The 18,202-nt window shown below is 60.0% G+C and carries 20 protein-coding genes; 18 read left to right on the top strand and 2 right to left on the bottom strand.

Going from position 1 to position 18,202, the window contains the following annotated elements; translation table 11 throughout:
• Nucleotides 1-3 precede the first annotated feature (3 nt).
• Genes AB3X55_07155 through ftsY form a run of 5 tightly spaced genes read left to right on the top strand, consistent with a single transcriptional unit; the run spans nucleotide 4 to nucleotide 4,516 of the window.
• Complete coding sequence (locus AB3X55_07155; GenBank protein ID MEX0503358.1) at nucleotides 4-645, top strand: outer membrane lipoprotein carrier protein LolA; 642 nt, start codon at nucleotides 4-6, stop codon at nucleotides 643-645.
• 16 nt (nucleotides 646-661) lie between these two features.
• On the top strand, nucleotides 662-1,441 hold the full coding sequence (gene xth, locus AB3X55_07150; protein MEX0503357.1) for an exodeoxyribonuclease III: 780 nt from the start codon (nucleotides 662-664) through the stop codon (nucleotides 1,439-1,441).
• Nucleotides 1,442-1,487: 46 nt separating this feature from the next.
• Complete coding sequence (dapF, locus tag AB3X55_07145) at nucleotides 1,488-2,342, top strand: diaminopimelate epimerase (protein ID MEX0503356.1); 855 nt, start codon at nucleotides 1,488-1,490, stop codon at nucleotides 2,340-2,342.
• On the top strand, nucleotides 2,329-3,591 hold the full coding sequence (mtaB, locus tag AB3X55_07140; protein ID MEX0503355.1) for a tRNA (N(6)-L-threonylcarbamoyladenosine(37)-C(2))-methylthiotransferase MtaB: 1,263 nt from the start codon (nucleotides 2,329-2,331) through the stop codon (nucleotides 3,589-3,591). The genes dapF and mtaB overlap by 14 nt, the downstream gene beginning before the upstream one ends.
• A gap of 1 nt (nucleotide 3,592) precedes the next feature.
• A complete protein-coding gene (gene ftsY, locus AB3X55_07135; protein ID MEX0503354.1) occupies nucleotides 3,593-4,516 on the top strand; it encodes a signal recognition particle-docking protein FtsY in 924 nt (307 codons plus the stop codon).
• 31 nt (nucleotides 4,517-4,547) lie between these two features.
• Here ftsY and AB3X55_07130 read toward each other — a convergent pair whose 3' ends face one another.
• Nucleotides 4,548-5,333: a YdcF family protein gene (locus AB3X55_07130; GenBank protein ID MEX0503353.1), complete on the bottom strand. Its 786-nt coding sequence runs from the start codon at nucleotides 5,331-5,333 to the stop codon at nucleotides 4,548-4,550.
• Nucleotides 5,334-5,534: 201 nt separating this feature from the next.
• Here AB3X55_07130 and ffh point away from each other — a divergent pair, with 201 nt between their 5' ends.
• From ffh to AB3X55_07085, 9 genes are all read left to right on the top strand, one after another.
• Nucleotides 5,535-7,025 carry a signal recognition particle protein gene (gene ffh / locus AB3X55_07125; GenBank protein ID MEX0503352.1) on the top strand — a complete coding sequence of 497 codons (1,491 nt, stop codon included), beginning with the start codon at nucleotides 5,535-5,537 and terminating at the stop codon, nucleotides 7,023-7,025.
• Between the two features lie 74 nt (nucleotides 7,026-7,099).
• The gene (rpsP, locus tag AB3X55_07120; GenBank protein MEX0503351.1) at nucleotides 7,100-7,654 is read left to right on the top strand and encodes a 30S ribosomal protein S16; all 555 of its coding nucleotides are present in this window, start codon (nucleotides 7,100-7,102) and stop codon (nucleotides 7,652-7,654) included.
• Nucleotides 7,651-8,229, top strand: a complete 579-nt coding sequence (gene rimM, locus AB3X55_07115; protein MEX0503350.1) for a ribosome maturation factor RimM — start codon at nucleotides 7,651-7,653, stop codon at nucleotides 8,227-8,229. The genes rpsP and rimM overlap by 4 nt, the downstream gene beginning before the upstream one ends.
• Nucleotides 8,222-8,947 (top strand): tRNA (guanosine(37)-N1)-methyltransferase TrmD, encoded by a 726-nt coding sequence (gene trmD, locus AB3X55_07110; GenBank protein ID MEX0503349.1) that lies wholly within the window; start codon nucleotides 8,222-8,224, stop codon nucleotides 8,945-8,947. The genes rimM and trmD overlap by 8 nt, the downstream gene beginning before the upstream one ends.
• Nucleotides 8,948-8,951: 4 nt before the next feature.
• On the top strand, nucleotides 8,952-9,332 hold the full coding sequence (gene rplS / locus AB3X55_07105) for a 50S ribosomal protein L19 (GenBank protein MEX0503348.1): 381 nt from the start codon (nucleotides 8,952-8,954) through the stop codon (nucleotides 9,330-9,332).
• Nucleotides 9,333-9,385: 53 nt separating this feature from the next.
• Entirely contained in the window at nucleotides 9,386-10,795 is a 1,410-nt protein-coding gene (gene leuC, locus AB3X55_07100) for a 3-isopropylmalate dehydratase large subunit (protein MEX0503347.1), read from the top strand.
• Between the two features lie 16 nt (nucleotides 10,796-10,811).
• A complete protein-coding gene (leuD, locus tag AB3X55_07095; GenBank protein ID MEX0503346.1) occupies nucleotides 10,812-11,417 on the top strand; it encodes a 3-isopropylmalate dehydratase small subunit in 606 nt (201 codons plus the stop codon).
• A 42-nt stretch (nucleotides 11,418-11,459) separates the two neighbouring features.
• The gene (leuB, locus tag AB3X55_07090; GenBank protein MEX0503345.1) at nucleotides 11,460-12,572 is read left to right on the top strand and encodes a 3-isopropylmalate dehydrogenase; all 1,113 of its coding nucleotides are present in this window, start codon (nucleotides 11,460-11,462) and stop codon (nucleotides 12,570-12,572) included.
• A gap of 93 nt (nucleotides 12,573-12,665) precedes the next feature.
• On the top strand, nucleotides 12,666-13,700 hold the full coding sequence (locus AB3X55_07085; protein MEX0503344.1) for an aspartate-semialdehyde dehydrogenase: 1,035 nt from the start codon (nucleotides 12,666-12,668) through the stop codon (nucleotides 13,698-13,700).
• A 19-nt stretch (nucleotides 13,701-13,719) separates the two neighbouring features.
• On the opposite strand, the gene AB3X55_07080 is transcribed toward AB3X55_07085, so the two are convergent.
• Nucleotides 13,720-14,535, bottom strand: coding sequence for a PfkB family carbohydrate kinase (locus tag AB3X55_07080; GenBank protein ID MEX0503343.1), 816 nt, complete (start codon nucleotides 14,533-14,535; stop codon nucleotides 13,720-13,722).
• A gap of 165 nt (nucleotides 14,536-14,700) precedes the next feature.
• Here AB3X55_07080 and sdhC point away from each other — a divergent pair, with 165 nt between their 5' ends.
• The 4 genes from sdhC (at nucleotide 14,701) to AB3X55_07060 (ending at nucleotide 18,184) form a co-directional block, all read left to right on the top strand.
• Nucleotides 14,701-15,078, top strand: a complete 378-nt coding sequence (gene sdhC / locus AB3X55_07075; protein MEX0503342.1) for a succinate dehydrogenase, cytochrome b556 subunit — start codon at nucleotides 14,701-14,703, stop codon at nucleotides 15,076-15,078.
• A gap of 13 nt (nucleotides 15,079-15,091) precedes the next feature.
• Entirely contained in the window at nucleotides 15,092-15,457 is a 366-nt protein-coding gene (sdhD, locus tag AB3X55_07070; GenBank protein MEX0503341.1) for a succinate dehydrogenase, hydrophobic membrane anchor protein, read from the top strand.
• 94 nt (nucleotides 15,458-15,551) lie between these two features.
• Nucleotides 15,552-17,342: a succinate dehydrogenase flavoprotein subunit gene (sdhA, locus tag AB3X55_07065; protein MEX0503340.1), complete on the top strand. Its 1,791-nt coding sequence runs from the start codon at nucleotides 15,552-15,554 to the stop codon at nucleotides 17,340-17,342.
• A 65-nt stretch (nucleotides 17,343-17,407) separates the two neighbouring features.
• Nucleotides 17,408-18,184: a succinate dehydrogenase iron-sulfur subunit gene (locus AB3X55_07060; GenBank protein MEX0503339.1), complete on the top strand. Its 777-nt coding sequence runs from the start codon at nucleotides 17,408-17,410 to the stop codon at nucleotides 18,182-18,184.
• The last annotated feature ends 18 nt before the right edge of the window (nucleotides 18,185-18,202 follow it).

The raw sequence follows: 18,202 nt of genomic DNA, 5'->3' as shown, positions 1-18,202 counted from the left end.
CAGATGGCTGTTATGGGCAAAAGAGGCGGGATTTTCCGGCTGGTTGGGCTGCTTGCCATCATCCTGGTGCCCAGCATTCTGACATTGGGCATCCTGACAACCGGTGGTCTGGCGGCGGCAACCGACCCTGTCAGCCGTGCCGAAGCCTGGTTCGACAATATCACCACGATGCGCGCCGATTTCATTCAGGTGGCATCCGATGGCACCAGCGCGACAGGCGAGCTGCATCTTCGTCGACCCCATCGGATGAAGGTGATCTACGATCTTGAAGAACCGTTGATCCTGCTGACAACGCCGGTTTGGCTGCATGTCGACAGACCGAATGACAGGACCGTGACAAGCTATCCGATCAGCGAGACCCCGCTATCGCTGATCCTGCGCGAGGATGTCGTTCTGCAATCGCCGGAATTCACCACCACACATGTGGTTGAAGACGGTATCACGCGGATCACGCTGACGCGCGATGTCGGCGAGGCGGCCGGCGAGCTGACGCTTGAATTCACCAACATACCCTTCGAACTTCGTCGCTGGACAATCCGCGACGCTGCCGATGTGGCAACCACGGTGACGCTTCAGAACATGCGCTTTGGTCATCGCTACGAGAACAAGTTCTTCGCAAAATCCGACTACCCCATCCAAAATTGACGCAGGAAAAGTCGCCATGCGCCTAGCAACCTGGAACATCAACTCTGTCAGACTGCGGATAGATCTGGTTCTGGATTTTATCCGGCGCCACAATATCGACGTGCTGTGCCTGCAGGAAACCAAGACCGAGGATGTACATTTCCCGGTGGCGGCGCTGGCCGAAGCCGGCTGGCCGCATCATGTCTATCGCGGCGAGAAAAGCTATAATGGCGTGGCGATCATTTCGCGCCTGAAGCTGTCGGACCCGGACCATATGGACTGGGTCGGGCGCGGCGACTGTCGTCATATTTCGGCGCGCATTGAAGGTGGGCCGCTGGTCCATAATTTCTATGTTCCCGCCGGGGGTGATGTTCCGGATCGTGACGAGAACCCGAAATTCGGGCACAAGCTCGATTTCATTGCCGAAATGACCGGGTATTTTGCCGCCAACAGGCCGCAGAACGCCATTCTTGTCGGCGATCTGAATATCGCGCCCCTTGCCGAAGATGTCTGGTCTACAAAGCAGCTCCGCAATGTTGTCAGCCATACACCGGTCGAACGCGAGGGTCTGCTGCGACTGATCGCGGACGGGGGGTGGCATGATGTTGTGCGCGCGCATTTCGGACCTGATGACATTCTCTATTCCTGGTGGTCCTACCGCGCCCGTGACTGGGCGGCGAGTGATCGTGGACGGCGGCTGGATCATGTCTGGACAAGTCATGATCTGGCAGACAGTGTTCGTTCGGTGTCGATCGAGCGGGATCTCAGGGGCGCGGAAAAGCCGTCGGACCATGTGCCGACGGTGATCGAACTCTAGCCCCGCCCCGCTTTTCATTCGCCATGATTTGGCGTATAGGCAAGCCATGACAGCGTTTCTGAAAATGCATGGCCTTGGAAATGATTTCATCATTTTCGACTGGCGCGATGCCGGCCCGGCACAGGTCGGTGCCGTTGCGGCGCGGCGCCTTGCCGATCGTCGCCTTGGCATTGGCTGCGACCAGATCCTGGTCATCCGCAACTCGGACAATGCCGATATCAGGATGGATATCCTGAATCAGGATGGATCTCTGTCCGGCGCTTGCGGTAATGGCACCCGCTGTGTCGCCGACTATGTAATGGGTCAGTCCGGCCGTGACGATCTCAGCATTGAAACAGACGGTGGTCATCTTCGTGCCTGGCATGCGGGCGATGGCGAGATAGCTGTTGATATGGGTCCGGTGGCGACCGGCTGGCGCGATGTGCCATTGGCGCATGAGGCGGATACGCTTCAGGTGCCGCTGGGGGTTGACGGTCTTGGCGATGCGGTCTGCCATTCCCTCGGCAATCCACATGCCGTCGTCTTTGTCGATGATGCCGAAGCGATGGATCTTGCGCGTCTGGGGCCACTTGTCGAACATGCGGCGCTGTTTCCACAGCGGGTCAATCTCTCGGTTGTCAGCCAGATTGACGAGGCGGCGTTCAGAATGCGTGTCTGGGAACGCGGTGTCGGCATTACGATGGCTTGTGGAAGCGGTGCCTGTGCTGTCGGGGCGGCAATTGTCCGGCGCGGGCTTGGGCCACGGCGCAATCACATCCAGATGGATGGAGGCACCGTCCAGATCGACTGGGACGATGTCAGCCATCATGTGACGATGACCGGGCCTGTATCCTATGTCTGTCAGGGCACCTTGTCGCCTGAACTGGACGCCCTTCTGGAGCAGCGCCATGGCGCAGCGTAACGCGCCAAGGGTCGAAACCTTCGGCTGCCGGCTGAATATCTGGGAATCAGAAGTTGTGCGTGACCAGGCGGCGACAGCCGGTCTGAACGATGCCATCATCTTCAACACATGTGCGGTGACAGCTGAGGCCGAGCGCCAGGCGCGGCAGGCGATCCGCCGGGCCAGACGTGAAGATCCCGAGGCCCGAATCATTGTCACCGGTTGTGCCGCCCAGATTGCGCCTGATACATGGGACGCGATGCCCGAGGTCGATCATGTTGTCGGCAATCATGACAAGCTGGCACCGCCGGTCTGGCAGTCTCTGGCGGCTGGTGGCGAGGCCGTCATCGTCAGTGATGTCATGCAGGTCCGCGAAACAGCAACGCATATGCTGGATGCGTTCAGCGCGCATACGCGTGGTTTTCTGCAGATCCAGCAGGGATGCGACCATCGCTGTACCTTCTGCATCATTCCCTATGGCCGGGGCAACAACCGCTCGGCAGGGCTTGGGCAGATTGTCGAATCGGCTGGTCAGCTTGTTGATGGCGGCAGCGCCGAGATTGTGCTGACCGGGGTCGATATTACCTCATGGGGAAGCGACCTGCCTGGCCGCCCGCGCCTTGGCGATCTGGTGACAGAGCTTTTGCGTGCGCTGCCGGGTCTGCAGCGGCTGCGGCTGTCCTCGCTGGACCCCGCCGAACCCGATTCACAGCTGATGAATGTTCTGGCCACCGAATCGCGGCTGATGCCGCATCTTCATCTGTCGGCCCAGCATGGTGATGACACAATCCTCAAGCGTATGAAGCGGCGCCATCTGGCGCGTGATGTGGTGCGGTTCTGTGACGAGGCGCGCCGCCGCCGTCCGGATGTTGTGTTCGGGGCTGATCTCATTGCCGGATTTCCAACTGAAACCGATGCCGCCCACGAGGCCACGCGTCGCCTGATTGACCGGGCGGGCCTGACCTATCTTCATGTCTTCCCCTTCTCGCCGCGGGCCGGCACGCCGGCAGCGCGCATGCCGCAGCTGGATGGCAGGGTGATCAGAACCAGGGCTGACGAGATTCGCGCGCATGGCATGGCACGCCTTGAGGCGTCTCTCGACAATGCGGTTGGAAGCCATGATCAGATTCTTGTTGAATCGGGCAATGCGGGGCATGGCCGGAATTTTGCGAAGATGCGGCTTGAGGGGGAGATGGAATCGCCCGGATCGCTTGTTGACGTGACGGTTCTGGCGCGTGATGGTCAGCATCTCACGGTGGTAAGGCGGTAATATGAGCTGGTTGAAGAAACTGACTTCCGGGCTGAGCAAGACAAGCGCCAGAGTTACCTCATCGCTGTCCTCGCTTCTTGGTCGATCCTCGATTGACGCCGCCTCGATCGAAGAGGTCGAGGATGCGCTGATCAGTGCCGATCTCGGCACCGCGGCGGCGGCACGTCTTGCCGAACGCGTGCGACGCCATAAATTCGATGGCGAGGTGACGGCACAGGCCCTTGCCGGGGCGCTTGCCGATGGGATCACCGAGATCCTGGAACCTGTGGCAGCGCCGCTGCATCCCGATCCAGCCAACAAGCCGCATGTGGTGCTTCTTGTCGGTGTCAACGGGTCGGGCAAGACAACCACGGCCGGCAAGCTTGCCAGCCAGTGGCGTCAGGAAGGCAAATCGGTGATGCTGGCGGCGGGGGACACATTTCGTGCCGCCGCCATCGAACAGCTGCAGATCTGGGGTGATCGCACCGGAACCGAGGTGATTGCGGGTGCGCAGGGCGGTGATGCTGCCGCGCTGGCCTATCAGGCGCTTGAACGGGCCCGCTCGCAGGGTACGGATGTGCTGATCATCGACACGGCCGGCAGGTTGCAAAACCGGTCTGAATTGATGGATGAGCTGGCAAAGATTGTGCGTGTGATCCGCAAGCTGGACGATACAGCCCCCCATGATTCGGTGATTGTGCTTGATGGCACGGTTGGCCAGAACGCGCTGTCCCAGGTCAGCGCCTTTCAGGATATCGCCGATGTCAGCGGGCTGATCGTGACCAAGCTTGACGGCTCTGCCAAGGGCGGGGTGGTGATAGCGCTGGCCGAGAAATTCCAGCTTCCCGTTCATGCTGTCGGGGTTGGCGAAGGTGCGGATGATCTGCAGCCCTTTGAGGCCCGTGATTTCGCCAACGCGCTTGCCGGTGTTGCGCCTGACGCCTGAGCGCTAGGATGTGACTGTGGGTCTGTCAGACTCAGGGAATCAGGATCGCGCTGCGTCCGGTGGCCCAGTAGGCCGCGATTCCCACAAATTCATGAAGCCATGTTCTGACGGCATCTGTCCCCGCCTCAAGGTCGAAAATATCGGACGAGCCGGTGCCGGTCTGGAAATCCACCGGATAGGCAATGATGCTGTCCCACCCGGCCGCGGCAAAGGCACCCTTTGCGCGCGGCATATGCGCCGCCGAGGTGACAAGCACCCATCGGCTTCCGGGCTGCGGCACCGCCACGGCAAGACTGTTGACCGCGTTTTCATAGGTGTTGCGGCTGGTTGATTCATAGATGATGCCGTCATCGGCAACGCCAAGCTCGGCGACAAGGCGGCGGATTGTTTCAGCCTCGCTCCAGCCGGCGGGTGTCAGCCTGCCGTCAAAGCCACTGAACAATAATGTGCTGCCGGGGTTTGTGCGATGCAGCATCAGCCCCTTCGTCAGCCTGTCAGCCGCTCTGTTCTGCTGCGGTTGATTGCGGCTCTCGGAAATGTCGCCAAAGACCGTATGCCCGCCAAGAACAATCACGCCATCGACCGGTGGGCCGGACAGTGCCGGAATGTCATATCGGCTCTCCAGATATTGCAGGGGCGCTCTCGACAGAAACAGCACGCCATAGAGCAGTGGCAGCAGCAGCGCACCGGCAATACAGATCTTCATCATTCGGCGCCGGCGTCGCCAGCGCATGACGACCGCGACCGCCAGAAGCAGATAGGGGTAGGCCAGCGGCTCGACCAGGATCGCGAGAATTTTCGAAAGCGTGAAAAACATCTGCCAATTCTTGACAAGTCTTGCGAAAAAGCGCAACACACACCCACATCACGCCATCACCGGCTGCCAGACCCTTGCGGGTTCCATCCGTCCTTGAAGTTTTCGAGCACGGGTGCCATCGGTGTTTGCGGCGTGCTGTAACGTTTGGGAATATCGCCGTCCCCTGGCCGGCACGGGATCAATCACAGCAGGGCATGTGCCATGTTTGACAGTCTGAAGGACAAGCTGCAGGACGTTTTCAGCGCCCTTGGCAAGCGCGGCGCGCTCCGCGAATCGGATGTTGACGCCGCCCTGCGCGAGGTACGGCTCGCGCTGCTTGATGCCGACGTTGCACTTCCTGTTGTCAAAAGCTTCATCGCAACCGTTCGGGAACGGGCTGTTGGCAGTGATGTTCTGAAAGCGGTGCGGCCTGATCAACAGGTCATCAAGATCGTCAATGATGCGCTGGTCGATGTGCTGGGCAGTGAACCGGCGCCCCTGAATATTGCCGTGAACCCGCCTGCCGTGATTCTGATGGCCGGCCTTCAGGGTTCGGGCAAGACCACCACCGCCGGCAAGCTGGCGCTGCGCCTTCGCACCCGCGAGCGCAAGAAAGTCATGCTTGCCTCGCTTGATGTCACACGCCCTGCGGCGCGTGAACAGCTGCGTATTCTCGGTGAACAGGCGGCGGTTGGTGTTCTTCCCGAGGCCGATCGGGAATCGCCGGCCCAGATTGCCAAACGCGCCCTGCAGGCGGCCAAGCTTCAGGGATTCGACGTGCTGATCCTCGACACGGCGGGCCGGGTGACGATTGACGAAGGGCTGATGGCGGAACTCCGCGAGGTCAAGGCGCTGACCAGCCCGCATGAAGTGCTGCTTGTTGCCGATGCGATGACAGGCCAGGACGCGGTGACAACCGCAACGGCTTTTAATGACGCGGTTGATATCACCGGTATTGTGCTGACCCGTCTTGATGGTGATGCACGTGGCGGTGCGGCGCTGTCGATGCGCGAGATCACCGGCTGCCCGATCAAGCTTGTTGGTGTTGGTGAAAAGCAGGACGCTCTTGAAGAGTTTGATCCGGCGCGGATGGCTGGCCGCATCCTCGATATGGGCGATGTCGTCGCGCTCGTCGAAAAGGCTGCCGAGAATATAGAGGTCGAAGAGGCCGAGCGGCTTGCCAAAAGGATGGCCAAGGGCCAGTTCGACATGAACGATTTTCTGACCCAGCTTCGCCAGTTGCAGAAAATGGGCGGGCTTGGCGGAATCATGGGCATGCTTCCCGGCCTGGGCAAGATGCAGAAACAGATTGCCGCCGCGGGCATCGATGATTCGATGATCCGCCGGCAGGAAGCCATCATTCTGTCGATGACCAAAAAGGAACGTGTTTCGGTCGGGCTTCTCAACGCGTCGCGCCGCAAGCGTATTGCTGCCGGGTCTGGCACCTCTGTCCAGGAGGTGAACCGGCTGGTCAAGCAATATCAGGACATGGCGCGGATGATGAAGAAGCTTGGCGGCAAGACCGGTGCCGCTGCCATGAAGGCGCTGCTTGGTGGCGGCGGAATCCCCGGCGGTGGAATGCCTGGCGGAATGCCTGGTGGAATGTCAGGTGGAATACCGGGCGGCCTTGCTGGCGGATTGAAGGGTGGCTTGCCCGGGCTTGGCGGGGGACTGCCCGGCCTTGGCGGCAAGCCGTCCGACAAGAAAAAGTAGTGATACGAATACCAATCTCGATGTGAACACCAAGTGTGAACAGCCATAAATCTTTTGCGAAAGGACCAACTATCATGGCTTTGAAAATCAGGCTCGCCCGTGGCGGCGCGAAAAAACGCCCTTTCTACCGGATTGTCGTTGCCGAGGCTTCGGCACCGCGTGACGGTCGTTATGTCGAGCGCGTCGGTACCTACAACCCGATGGTTCCCAAGGATCATAATGATCGCGTGACGCTGGATGCCGAGCGGATTGCACATTGGCTTGGCCAGGGTGCGCAACCAACCGAACGCGTACACAAGATGCTGGCTGCGGCTGGCCTCGCAGCGGCACCGGTGATTCGTGACCAGCCAAAGAAATCCGCGCCTGGCAAGAAGCGCGCCGAACGTGAAGCAGAAGCCGCCGAGGCCGCTGCCGCCGCCGCCGAAGCAGAAGCCGCTGCTGCCGCTGAATCCGAGGCTGCAGAAGCTGCCGAGGCCCCAGCCGAAGAGGCTCCTGTTGAAGAGGCTGCTGCTGACGAAGCCCCGGCCGAAGAGGCCCCAGCTGAAGAAGCTGCTGCTGAAGAAGCCCCAGCTGAAGAGGCTGTTGCCGAAGACGCGCCAGCTGAAGAGGCCCCTGCAGAGGAGTCATGAGTACTGGCCGTCTGGCGATCGGCGCGGTTGCCGGCGCGCATGGCGTAAAGGGCCAGTTCAAGGTCAAGCCCTTTACCGCCGCGCCGCGTGACATCGCCACATATGGTCCGGTCTGGGCCGGTGATCGGCAGCTGACATTGTCCGTCATGGGGATGACAGCTGCCGGCATGGTGATCGTCAAGGCGGCCGAAATCAACGATCGGGACAGCGCTGCGGCGCTTCGTGGCACGACTTTGGAGGTGGATCGCGGGGCGCTTCCTGACACGGATGGTGACGAGATCTACCATGCCGACCTGATCGGCGTTTCTGTTGAAACGGTCGCCGGTGATCATCTGGGGCGGCTTGTTGCGCTCCATGATTTCGGAGCTGGTGAGATTGCCGAGGTAAAGCCGCCGAGCGGGCCGTCGCTGATGCTGCCGTTCGACCCGCTATTTGTGCCGGAAATCGATCTTGTGGCAGGACGCGTCGTGGTGTCCCCGCCGGAGGGATTGCTGGAGCTGGCCGATAACAGGGGACCGGACGGCGATGATGTCAGGGACCGTGGCAAACCGCATCGGGGTGATTCAGATGGCTGAGCAGGCCTGGCAGGCGACCGTGCTGACGCTGTTTCCGGAGATGTTCCCCGGACCACTTGGCGAGTCGCTGGCCGGGAAATCGCTGAAGGACGGTATCTGGGCGCTGAAAACGCTGGACATTCGGCAGTTTGCGCGCGATAAGCACCGGACTGTCGACGATGTGCCACTTGGTGGTGGCGTCGGGATGGTGCTAAAGCCGGATGTTGTGGCGGCGGCACTTGACCATGTCGCCGACGCGCCTGGCCCGCGGATCTATCTGACACCGCGAGGACGGGTCCTGGACCAACCGCTTGTGCGTGAGCTGGCCGCTGCCGATGGCGCGGTGTTCCTGTGCGGAAGGTATGAAGGCGTTGACCAGAGGGTCATTGACGCCGCCGGGATGCTGGAGGTCAGCATCGGTGACTTCATCCTTTCGGGGGGCGAAGTCGCGGCGCTGACAGTGATGGATGCGGTGGTAAGGCTCCTGCCCGGGGTGATCGGCAAGGAGGCAAGCCACCAACAGGAAAGTTTCGAGACCGGGCTGCTGGAGCCGTCGCTCTACACGCACCCTCGGAACTGGAACGGAATTGAGGCGCCAGACATTCTGGCGTCCGGCCACCATGGCAGAATCGCCGACTGGCGAGCTGCGGAGGCCAGACGGGAGACGCAGGCGCGCCGCCCGGATCTATGGGAAAAGTACCTGCAGGCGCAGGCACGGAAAAACGAAGTGAAGGAATAGGGCGATGAATATCGTTGACCGCATTGGCAAGAAGCAGATGGAAAAAGCGCTGGCACAGCGCACCATCCCGGAATTCGGCGCTGGCGACACGGTTCGTGTCGACGTCAAGGTCGTCGAGGGTTCACGTGAACGTATCCAGGCATTCGAAGGCGTGTGCATCGCCCGCAAGAATGACGGTGTGAATTCATCCTTCACCGTTCGCAAGCTGTCCTATGGCGAAGGCGTCGAGCGCGTCTTCCCGCTTTACGGACCCCAGGTGGCTGGTGTGACGGTTGTCCGCCGTGGCCGTGTTCGTCGCGCGAAGCTGTATTATCTTCGTGGCCGGACCGGCAAGGCCGCCCGTATTGCCGAAAAAACAACAACCCGCGAGGCGTCCTCCTCCTGACGGTTCCGTCCGGCCAGGAAGACGACCTTGCCGGCAGCCCCACGGAGGAACATATGTCGGCGCCAAAGACCCTGTTTGACAAAATCTGGGATGCCCATGTCGTGCATCGCCAGGATGATGGCACCTGCCTGATCTATATCGACCGGCACCTTGTCCATGAGGTGACAAGCCCGCAGGCCTTTGAGGGCCTGCGCAATGCCGGGCGCAAGGTCCGGGCCCCGAACCGCACACTGGCTGTCGCCGACCACAATGTTCCAACAACCGACCGGTCGGTCGGTATCGAGGACGAGGAATCCCGCATTCAGGTCGAGGCGCTGGAGACCAATGCCGCCGAGTTTGGTGTGCCCTATTTCGCGATGAATGACGTGCGCCAGGGCATTGTCCATGTGATCGGTCCAGAGCAGGGGTTCACCCAGCCCGGCATGACCATCGTCTGCGGTGATTCGCACACCGCAACGCATGGTGCCTTCGGCGCGCTTGCCTTTGGCATTGGCACCTCGGAAGTTGAACATGTGCTGGCGACACAGACGCTGATCCAGAAGCCGGCAAAGAACATGCGGATTACCGTTGACGGTGATCTGGCGCCCGGTGTCACCGCCAAGGACATCATTCTGGCAATCATCGGCAAGATCGGCACTGCCGGTGGCACCGGTCATGTTATCGAATTCGCCGGCTCGGCCATTCGCGGGCTGTCGATGGAAGGCCGGATGACGGTCTGCAACATGGCCATCGAGGGTGGTGCCAGGGCCGGCATGATCGCGCCTGACGAAAAGACATTCGCATATCTTGCTGACAAGCCGATGGCCCCAAAGGGCGAGATGTGGGACAAGGCAGTGGCCTATTGGCGTTCGCTTCCATCCGATGACGGTGCCAGCTATGACACCGAAATTGTTCTGCCGGCTGCAGATATTGCGCCGACCGTGACCTGGGGTACGTCGCCGGAAGACGCGCTGCCGATCACCGGGGCGGTGCCGGATCCGGACAAGGAAAAGGACGAGATCAAACGCGCGAAACTGCAGCGGGCGATCGACTATATGGGTCTGGCGCCCGGTCAGAAGCTTACCGATGTGAAAATCGACACCGTCTTTATCGGGTCCTGCACCAACAGCCGGATCGAGGATCTTCGCGCTGCCGCTTCGGTGGCTGCCGGCCGCAAGGTGGCGGACGGTATTCGCGCGATGGTTGTTCCCGGTTCGGGCCTTGTCAAGGAACAGGCCGAGGCCGAGGGACTCAACGAGGTCTTTACCGCCGCCGGTTTTGAATGGCGTGAACCCGGATGCTCGATGTGTCTTGCCATGAATGCCGACAAGCTGTCCGAAGGCGAGCGCTGTGCATCGACCTCGAACCGCAATTTCGAAGGCCGCCAGGGACGTGGGGGACGCACCCACCTTGTCAGTCCGGAAATGGCAACTGCTGCGGCAATTACCGGATATCTGACCGATATCCGGGATTTGCAGAGCTAGGCCGGGGAGATAACAGATGCAGAAATTTGACAAGCTGACCGGAGTTGCGGCGCCGCTGAACATTCTCAATGTCGATACCGACATGATCATCCCCAAGCAGTTCCTGAAGACGATCAAGCGGTCGGGCCTCGGGGCCAATCTGTTTGACGAGATGCGGTTTACCAAGGACGGCGCCGAAATCCCCGATTTCGTGCTGAACAGAGAGCCGTATCGCGAATCGCAGATTATCGTCGCCGGCGACAATTTTGGATGCGGGTCAAGCCGTGAACATGCCCCCTGGGCGCTTCTTGATTACGGTATCCGCTGTGTGATCTCGACCAGTTTTGCCGATATCTTCTATAACAACTGCTTCAAGAACGGGATCCTGCCGATCACCGTTTCGGCTGATGACCGTGACGCGTTGATGGCCGATGCACAGGACACCGAAAATCCGGAACTGTCCATCGATCTTGTCGCGCAGAAGATCCGGCGGCCGAACGGGGCGGAGATTTCCTTCGACATTGACCCGTTCCGCAAGAAATGTCTGCTGGAGGGTCTCGATGACATCGGGCTGACCATGGAAAAGGGCCAGTCGATCGACAGTTTCGAAGCGGCCCGCACCGGCGACAAGCCCTGGCTCTGAGGCCAGGTGAACCACAACAGTTTCTAGGCAAGGATAGGCGAGATGGCGTCGAATCGAAAGATCATGGTGTTGCCGGGCGATGGTATCGGCACTGAAATCATGAAGGCCAATATGCGGATCATCGACTGGCTGGCAAAGCACAAGTCGATCAGCTTCGACATGCAGGAAGGGCTTGTCGGCGGGGCTGCCTATGATGCGCATGGCACGCCGTTGACCGACGAAACGCTTGCCGATTCCATCGCGGCAGATGCGGTTCTGTTCGGGGCTGTCGGCGGCCCGCAATATGATGATCTGGCATTTGATCTGAAACCTGAACGCGGCCTGTTGCGGCTTCGCAAGGAAATGGACCTGTTCGCCAATCTGCGGCCGGCAATCGTGTTTCCTTCGCTTGTCGAAGCCTCGACGCTGAAGCCGGAAATCGTGTCAGGTCTCGATATCATGATCCTTCGTGAACTGTGTGGCGGCTCGTATTTTGCCGAGCCGCGCGGCATCGAGGATCTTGCCGATGGCACGCGCCGCGGGTTCGACACCAATGCCTATACAACGCCGGAAATCGAACGAATCGGCCGCGTTGGCATGGATCTGGCACGCAAGCGCAATGGCAAGCTGACCTCGGTTGAAAAGGCCAATGTCATGCATTCCGGCGTGCTGTGGCGCGAGGTGATGACAGCCCTTCACGCTGCCGAGGGTGATGGTATCGAGCTTGGCCATATGTATGCCGACAACTGCGCCATGCAGCTTGTCCGCAACCCCAAGCAGTTCGACGTCATTGTTACCGACAATCTGTTTGGTGATCTGTTGTCGGATTGTGCGGCGATGCTGACCGGCTCGCTTGGCATGCTGCCATCGGCTTCGCTTGGCGCGCCCGACCCCGAAACGGGTCTGCCAAAGGCCATGTATGAACCTGTTCACGGCTCGGCACCGGATATTGCGGGCCAGGGTATTGCCAATCCGCTGGCACAGTTCATGAGTTTTGCGATGCTGCTTCGCTACAGCTTTGATCAGGGTGCCGAGGCCGATCTGCTGGAAGCGGCAGTCGACAAGGCGCTGGCCACCAGCCGTACCGGTGACATCATGACGCCGGGCTGCACACAGACCGGCACCGATGGCATGACCGACGCGGTGATTGACGCAATGGACAGGCTGGCCCGCTAGGCTGGCCCACCAGGTTGGCCAGCAAGGCTGACCTGTCAGATCGGGCAAAAAAGGGCCCGTCATCATGGCAATGACCATGAAGAAGAGGATAAAATGGGATATCGAGTAGCTGTTGTCGGCGCTACTGGCGCGGTCGGACGTGAAATGCTGCAGACTCTGGCAGAACGCAACTTCCCTGTCGACAAGATGCATGCTGTGGCGTCGTCACGCTCGGCGGGTCGCGAAGTGTCGTTCGGCGAGGACGAGGTGCTGACTGTCGCCTCGCTGGAAAAGTTCGATTTCGGCGAGGTCGATATCGCGCTGTTTTCGGCAGGCGGTGCCACGGCAACAGAGATCGCACCGCGCGCCGGCGAGGCGGGCTGTATCGTTATCGACAATTCATCGGCGTTTCGGATGGATGACGATGTGCCGCTGGTCGTGCCGGAAGTGAATGCAGATGCTGTAGATGGGGCGCTTCGCCAGAATGGCGGGCGCAACATCATCGCCAACCCGAACTGTTCGACGGCGCAGCTTGTTGTGGCGCTGAAGCCGCTTCATGAAAGCTTTGGTGTCAGACGGGTCGTTGTCTCGACCTATCAGGCGGTGTCGGGGGCCGGCAAGCCGGCGATGGACGAGCTGTTCAACCAGACGCGAGGCATCTATGTGAACGAGCCAGTCCGCCCGGAACTTTTCACCAAGCAGATTGCCTTTAACGCAATCCCGCATATCGATGTCTTCATGGATGACGGGTTCACCAAGGAAGAATGGAAGATGACCGCCGAGACCAAGAAGATCCTTGATCCGGCGATCGAGCTGGTCGCGCATTGTGTTCGCATTCCAGTCTTCATCGGCCACAGTGAAGCTGTCTTCATCGAAACCGACAAGCCGATGACGGAAACGAGTGTTCGCGAGCTTCTTCGCAACGCACCGGGTGTCACCGTTATCGATCACCGGGCAGATGAAGGCTATGTCACCCCGCATGAGGCTGCCGGTGAAGACGCGGTGTTCATCAGCCGGATCCGCAAGGATCCGACGGTCGAGAACGGCATGGTATTCTGGTGTGTGTCGGACAATCTTCGCAAGGGCGCGGCCCTGAATTCGGTACAGATCGCCGAGCTGGTTGCCGAGCGTGGCATGACCGGCAGATAGGGGATCGCGGGTCGCCGACCTAGATTTTCAGCGCGGCCACAAGGTCGAGATTTTCAAGAAGCGACAGATCGCGCGGCGAGTCGCTTGCCGCGATGATCCTTTGTGCGGTCTGGCTGGCAGTCTGAAAGGCGGCGTCAATATCCCGTCCGGCTGCCAGCTGACCCGCCAGAATGGCCGTCAACAGATCGCCGCCACCAGCCACATTGTGACCGTCGCCGCCAGCATCGGACCAGCTGGCACCGCCCTTTTCTGTCATCAGCAGATCACCAACCCCGTACCGGCTGTCATCAATCCCGGTGGCGATGACCGCGCCAAGGGGCTGCGTTGCCAAAAGCCGGCCCGCCGCGGCTTCGGCACTGGACCGGTTGGAAACCGGCATCCCCGAAAGGAAGCCGAGTTCAAAGCTGTTCGGGGTGATGATGTCCGCCCGTGGCAGCAATGTGTCAATCACCGCCTGTGCAAGCTCTGCGGCGATGTAAAGCCGACCACCGTCACCCAGAACCGGGTCGAGAATGTATTGTCCTGACCCGGCGCGCCGCCAGGAATCGACAAAGCCGGCAATGGCATCAGCCTGCGTGGTCGAACCGAGATAGCCCGATACAATGCCGGCAATCTGCCCAACATCGGTCAACGTGCCCAATCCAGCCAGGATGTCCCCGACAATCCGGTCCGGGACAGCGTCACCGACACGGCGCCCATAGCCCGGATGCGCGGCCAGCATCACCGTCGGAACAAGCAGCGGCGTCAGCCCAAGCGCTGTCAAAACCGGGCCGACAACATTGTTGCCGACAAAGCCGACAGTCACCGTGGAGTGGATGGACAGTATATTTTTCATGATTGGCGAGTTGTCCCCGGAATTGGTTCATTAGGCAAATAAAATCTGCTGTCGATCTGCGGTGCTTGTTTCCTGCGTCCAAATGCGGCGTGCTTTCGCATTGACTACCAACGGTCCCGCCCCCTAAAACTCAAGACAGGTGCTAATACGTAAAGGAAGATTGTGATGGCGAGACCACGTCCGTTGTCGCCGCATCTGCAGGTGTATCGCCCGCAGTTGACGTCGATGATGTCGATCACTCACCGCGCAACGGGTGTCGCTCTGACCACCGGCACGGTGGTGTTTGCGGCGTGGCTTGTTGCGGTGGCGCTTGGGGGCGAGACCTACATGATGGCGGCGGCGATCGCCGCCCATCCTTTGGGGCAATTTGTCCTATTCGGATATTCGGCTGCGCTGATCTACCATGCTCTCAATGGTGTCAGGCACTTGTCATGGGATCTTGGGTATGGGCTGACCATCCCCGAGGTATATCGCAGCGGTCATTTCGTGCTGTTTTTCACGTTTCTGCTGACGGCATGCCTGTGGCTTGTCATCCTGATATAGGGGGAAAACGGTCATGGCTGATCATATATCGGGCATCACCAACCGGCCTCGCGTGCCGGGGCTTGGCCATTGGCGCTGGCAACGATACAGCGCCGTCATCGTGCTGCTGCTGATGGGGTATTTTGTGATCCTGCTGGCAAATGTTGGCGGCCTTGATCACGCCAGCGCGCGTTCGCTGGTGGGGCATCCGGCACATGCGCTGGCGCTTGCCGGGCTTGTCACCATCGGTCTATGGCATGGCATGCTGGGGCTGCAGGTGGTGATCGAAGATTACATCAGTGTGGGTGGCGGTCGTCACGCTGCACTGGCGCTGGCCCGGATCGTGATGGGCCTGATCGGTCTGGCAAGCCTGTGGGCCATCGCGCATGTCGCACTGTGAAACAGCCATGCCGGGCCCCATGCCGGGCCCCCTGCAGGACCATAATGTGGTTCGTCGGCAAACATTTGAGTGAAAGACGGGAAGGGTTGACCTGATGTCGGCTTATGAAATTACGGATCATCATTATGATGTGGTTGTTGTCGGTGCTGGCGGTGCCGGGCTGCGTGCCACCCTTGGCATGGCGGCATCGGGGCTGAACACCGCCTGTATCACCAAGGTCTTCCCGACACGCTCGCACACCGTTGCGGCGCAAGGTGGCATTGGCGCCGCGCTCAACAATATGGGTGAAGGCGACAACTGGCAGTATCACATGTACGATACCGTCAAGGGGTCCGACTGGCTTGGTGACCAGGACGCGATCGAATATATGTGCCGCAACGCCATTCCGTCGGTGATCGAACTCGAGAATTACGGTGTTCCGTTCTCGCGGACCGAGGAAGGCCGGATCTATCAGCGTCCCTTTGGCGGACATACGCTGGATTACGGCAAGTCGATGGCGCGCCGCGCCTGTGCCGCTGCCGACCGGACCGGACATGCGATCCTTCACACGCTGTATCAGCAATGTCTGAAGCACAAGGCGCATTTCCATATTGAATTCTTCGCTCTTGATCTGCTGATGAATGAAGATGGTGAATGTGCCGGTGTGATCGCGCTGTGCATGGAAGACGGTACGCTGCACCGATTCTGGGGCCAGCAGACGGTTCTGGCGACAGGTGGATATGGCCGTGTCTATTTCTCCTGTACGTCGGCCCATACCTGTACCGGCGACGGCAACGCGATGGCTCTTCGGGCCGGATTGCCGCTTCAGGACATGGAATTCGTGCAGTTCCATCCCACCGGTGTCTATGGTGCCGGGGTGCTGATTACCGAGGGCGCGCGGGGCGAGGGCGGCTATCTGACGAATTCCGAAGGCGAACGGTTCATGGAACGGTTCGCGCCGACGGCCAAGGACCTGGCAAGCCGTGATGTTGTCAGCCGGGCGATGACGATCGAGATCAATGAAGGCCGCGGTGTCGGTCCGAACAAGGACCACATCATGCTGCATCTTGAGCATATCGATGCCGACACGTTGCACCAGCGGCTTCCGGGGATCACCGAAACGGCGCGGATCTTCTGCGGCGTTGACGTCACCCGCGAACCGATCCCTGTACTGCCAACCGTGCATTACAATATGGGCGGCATCCCGACCAATTATCACGGCGAGGTCATTTCGGCCAAGAATGGTGACGAGAACGCCATTGTTCCCGGCCTGATGGCCATTGGAGAGGCGGCCTGTGTATCGGTTCACGGCGCAAACCGCCTTGGTACCAATTCGCTTCTTGATATTGTCGTGTTCGGGCGCGCCGCCGCGCATCGTGCTGCCGAAACCTGTACCCCTGGCGGTGCCACCCGCTCAGCGTCGCAGGCCGCAACAGACAAGGCGCTCGAGAGGTTCGACCGCATGCGTCACGCGAAGGGCGACATTGGCGCCGCGTCAATCCGTATGAATATGCAGCAGGTGATGCAGAAACATGCCGCCGTGTTCCGATCCAGCGAAAGCCTTGCCGATGGCGTGTCGAACATGGATCAGGTGGCTGCGCAGATGCGCGATATCGGGGTCAAGGACCAGTCTCTGATCTGGAACACCGACCTTGTCGAGGCGATGGAGCTTGAAAACCTCATCGGACAGGCGCTTGTCACCATCCGGTCGGCGGACCAGCGGCAGGAATCGCGCGGCGCGCACGCGCATGAGGACTGGCCCGAGCGTGACGACGAAAACTGGATGAAACACACTGTCATGTGGCTTGATGACAACAATGAATCGCGTCTCGACTATCGCAAGGTGGTGATGAACACACTCAGCAACGATGTGGCGCCAATCCCGCCGGCACCGCGCGTTTATTAATCTGGTAATATTAATCTGCTAACAAGGCAGCAGATAACAGGACAATATTGGGGGCTGGCGACATCATGGCTGAATTCACCCTTCCGGCACATTCCAGGATCACCTCCGGGGATCACTATCAGGCCCCTGACGGGGCGTCCAATGTCCGTGTGTTCCAGATTTATCGCTGGTCGCCGGATGATGACGACAATCCGCGCATCGACAAGTTCGAGGTGGACCTTGACGATTGCGGGCCGATGGTTCTCGACGCGCTGATCAAGATCAAGAGCGAGCAGGACAGCAGCCTGACGTTCCGCCGGTCCTGCCGCGAGGGGATCTGCGGGTCCTGTTCGATGAATATCGACGGGACCAACACTCTGGCCTGTCTGAAGAGCATCGAAGATGTCTCCGGCGATGTGAAGATTTTCCCATTGCCGCATATGCCGGTGGTCAAGGATCTGGTCCCCGATCTCAGCAATGCCTATCGCCAGCTTGCCTCTATCGAACCCTGGCTGAAGTCGGATCAAGCCGCACCCGAAGGCGAGGAACGTCGCCAGTCACCTGCCGAACGTGAAAAGCTCGACGGGTTGTGGGAATGTGTTCTGTGTTTCAGCTGTTCGACGGCCTGTCCAAGCTATTGGTGGAATGGTGATGAATATCTGGGTCCGGCGGTGCTGCTTCAGGCCTATCGCTGGGTTGCCGACAGCCGTGACGATCGGACCGCCGAGCGGCTTGATGCGCTTGATGACAGCTTTGCGCTCTATCGCTGCCATACCATCATGAATTGCGCCAAGACATGCCCAAAGGGTCTGAATCCCGGCAAGGCCATTGCCAGCATCAAAAGCGAGATTGCCAGCCGGTGATGGTGCCTGCTTGCGTCC

It is taken from the genome of Alphaproteobacteria bacterium LSUCC0719, from assembly GCA_040839025.1.
In the GTDB taxonomy this organism is placed as follows: domain Bacteria; phylum Pseudomonadota; class Alphaproteobacteria; order Puniceispirillales; family Puniceispirillaceae; genus UBA8309.
The sequence above is the reverse complement of the archived record's forward strand: the minus strand, read 5'-3'. Positions and strand labels throughout refer to the sequence as shown.

Bases quoted from the DNA above. Each gene is read 5' to 3' on its own strand.
- xth (MEX0503357.1), top strand. From the start codon at position 662: ATGCGCCTAGCAACCTGGAACATCAACTCTGTCAGACTGCGGATAGAT.
- leuD (MEX0503346.1), top strand. From the start codon at position 10,812: ATGCAGAAATTTGACAAGCTGACCGGAGTTGCGGCGCCGCTGAACATT.
- leuB (MEX0503345.1), top strand. From the start codon at position 11,460: ATGGCGTCGAATCGAAAGATCATGGTGTTGCCGGGCGATGGTATCGGC.
- sdhA (MEX0503340.1), top strand. From the start codon at position 15,552: ATGTCGGCTTATGAAATTACGGATCATCATTATGATGTGGTTGTTGTC.
- AB3X55_07130 (MEX0503353.1), bottom strand. From the start codon at position 5,333: ATGTTTTTCACGCTTTCGAAAATTCTCGCGATCCTGGTCGAGCCGCTG.
- rplS (MEX0503348.1), top strand. From the start codon at position 8,952: ATGAATATCGTTGACCGCATTGGCAAGAAGCAGATGGAAAAAGCGCTG.
- mtaB (MEX0503355.1), top strand. From the start codon at position 2,329: ATGGCGCAGCGTAACGCGCCAAGGGTCGAAACCTTCGGCTGCCGGCTG.
- AB3X55_07080 (MEX0503343.1), bottom strand. From the start codon at position 14,535: ATGAAAAATATACTGTCCATCCACTCCACGGTGACTGTCGGCTTTGTC.
- rimM (MEX0503350.1), top strand. From the start codon at position 7,651: ATGAGTACTGGCCGTCTGGCGATCGGCGCGGTTGCCGGCGCGCATGGC.
- trmD (MEX0503349.1), top strand. From the start codon at position 8,222: ATGGCTGAGCAGGCCTGGCAGGCGACCGTGCTGACGCTGTTTCCGGAG.
- rpsP (MEX0503351.1), top strand. From the start codon at position 7,100: ATGGCTTTGAAAATCAGGCTCGCCCGTGGCGGCGCGAAAAAACGCCCT.
- AB3X55_07060 (MEX0503339.1), top strand. From the start codon at position 17,408: ATGGCTGAATTCACCCTTCCGGCACATTCCAGGATCACCTCCGGGGAT.
- ffh (MEX0503352.1), top strand. From the start codon at position 5,535: ATGTTTGACAGTCTGAAGGACAAGCTGCAGGACGTTTTCAGCGCCCTT.
- dapF (MEX0503356.1), top strand. From the start codon at position 1,488: ATGACAGCGTTTCTGAAAATGCATGGCCTTGGAAATGATTTCATCATT.
- AB3X55_07155 (MEX0503358.1), top strand. From the start codon at position 4: ATGGCTGTTATGGGCAAAAGAGGCGGGATTTTCCGGCTGGTTGGGCTG.
- ftsY (MEX0503354.1), top strand. From the start codon at position 3,593: ATGAGCTGGTTGAAGAAACTGACTTCCGGGCTGAGCAAGACAAGCGCC.
- leuC (MEX0503347.1), top strand. From the start codon at position 9,386: ATGTCGGCGCCAAAGACCCTGTTTGACAAAATCTGGGATGCCCATGTC.
- AB3X55_07085 (MEX0503344.1), top strand. From the start codon at position 12,666: ATGGGATATCGAGTAGCTGTTGTCGGCGCTACTGGCGCGGTCGGACGT.
- sdhD (MEX0503341.1), top strand. From the start codon at position 15,092: ATGGCTGATCATATATCGGGCATCACCAACCGGCCTCGCGTGCCGGGG.
- sdhC (MEX0503342.1), top strand. From the start codon at position 14,701: ATGGCGAGACCACGTCCGTTGTCGCCGCATCTGCAGGTGTATCGCCCG.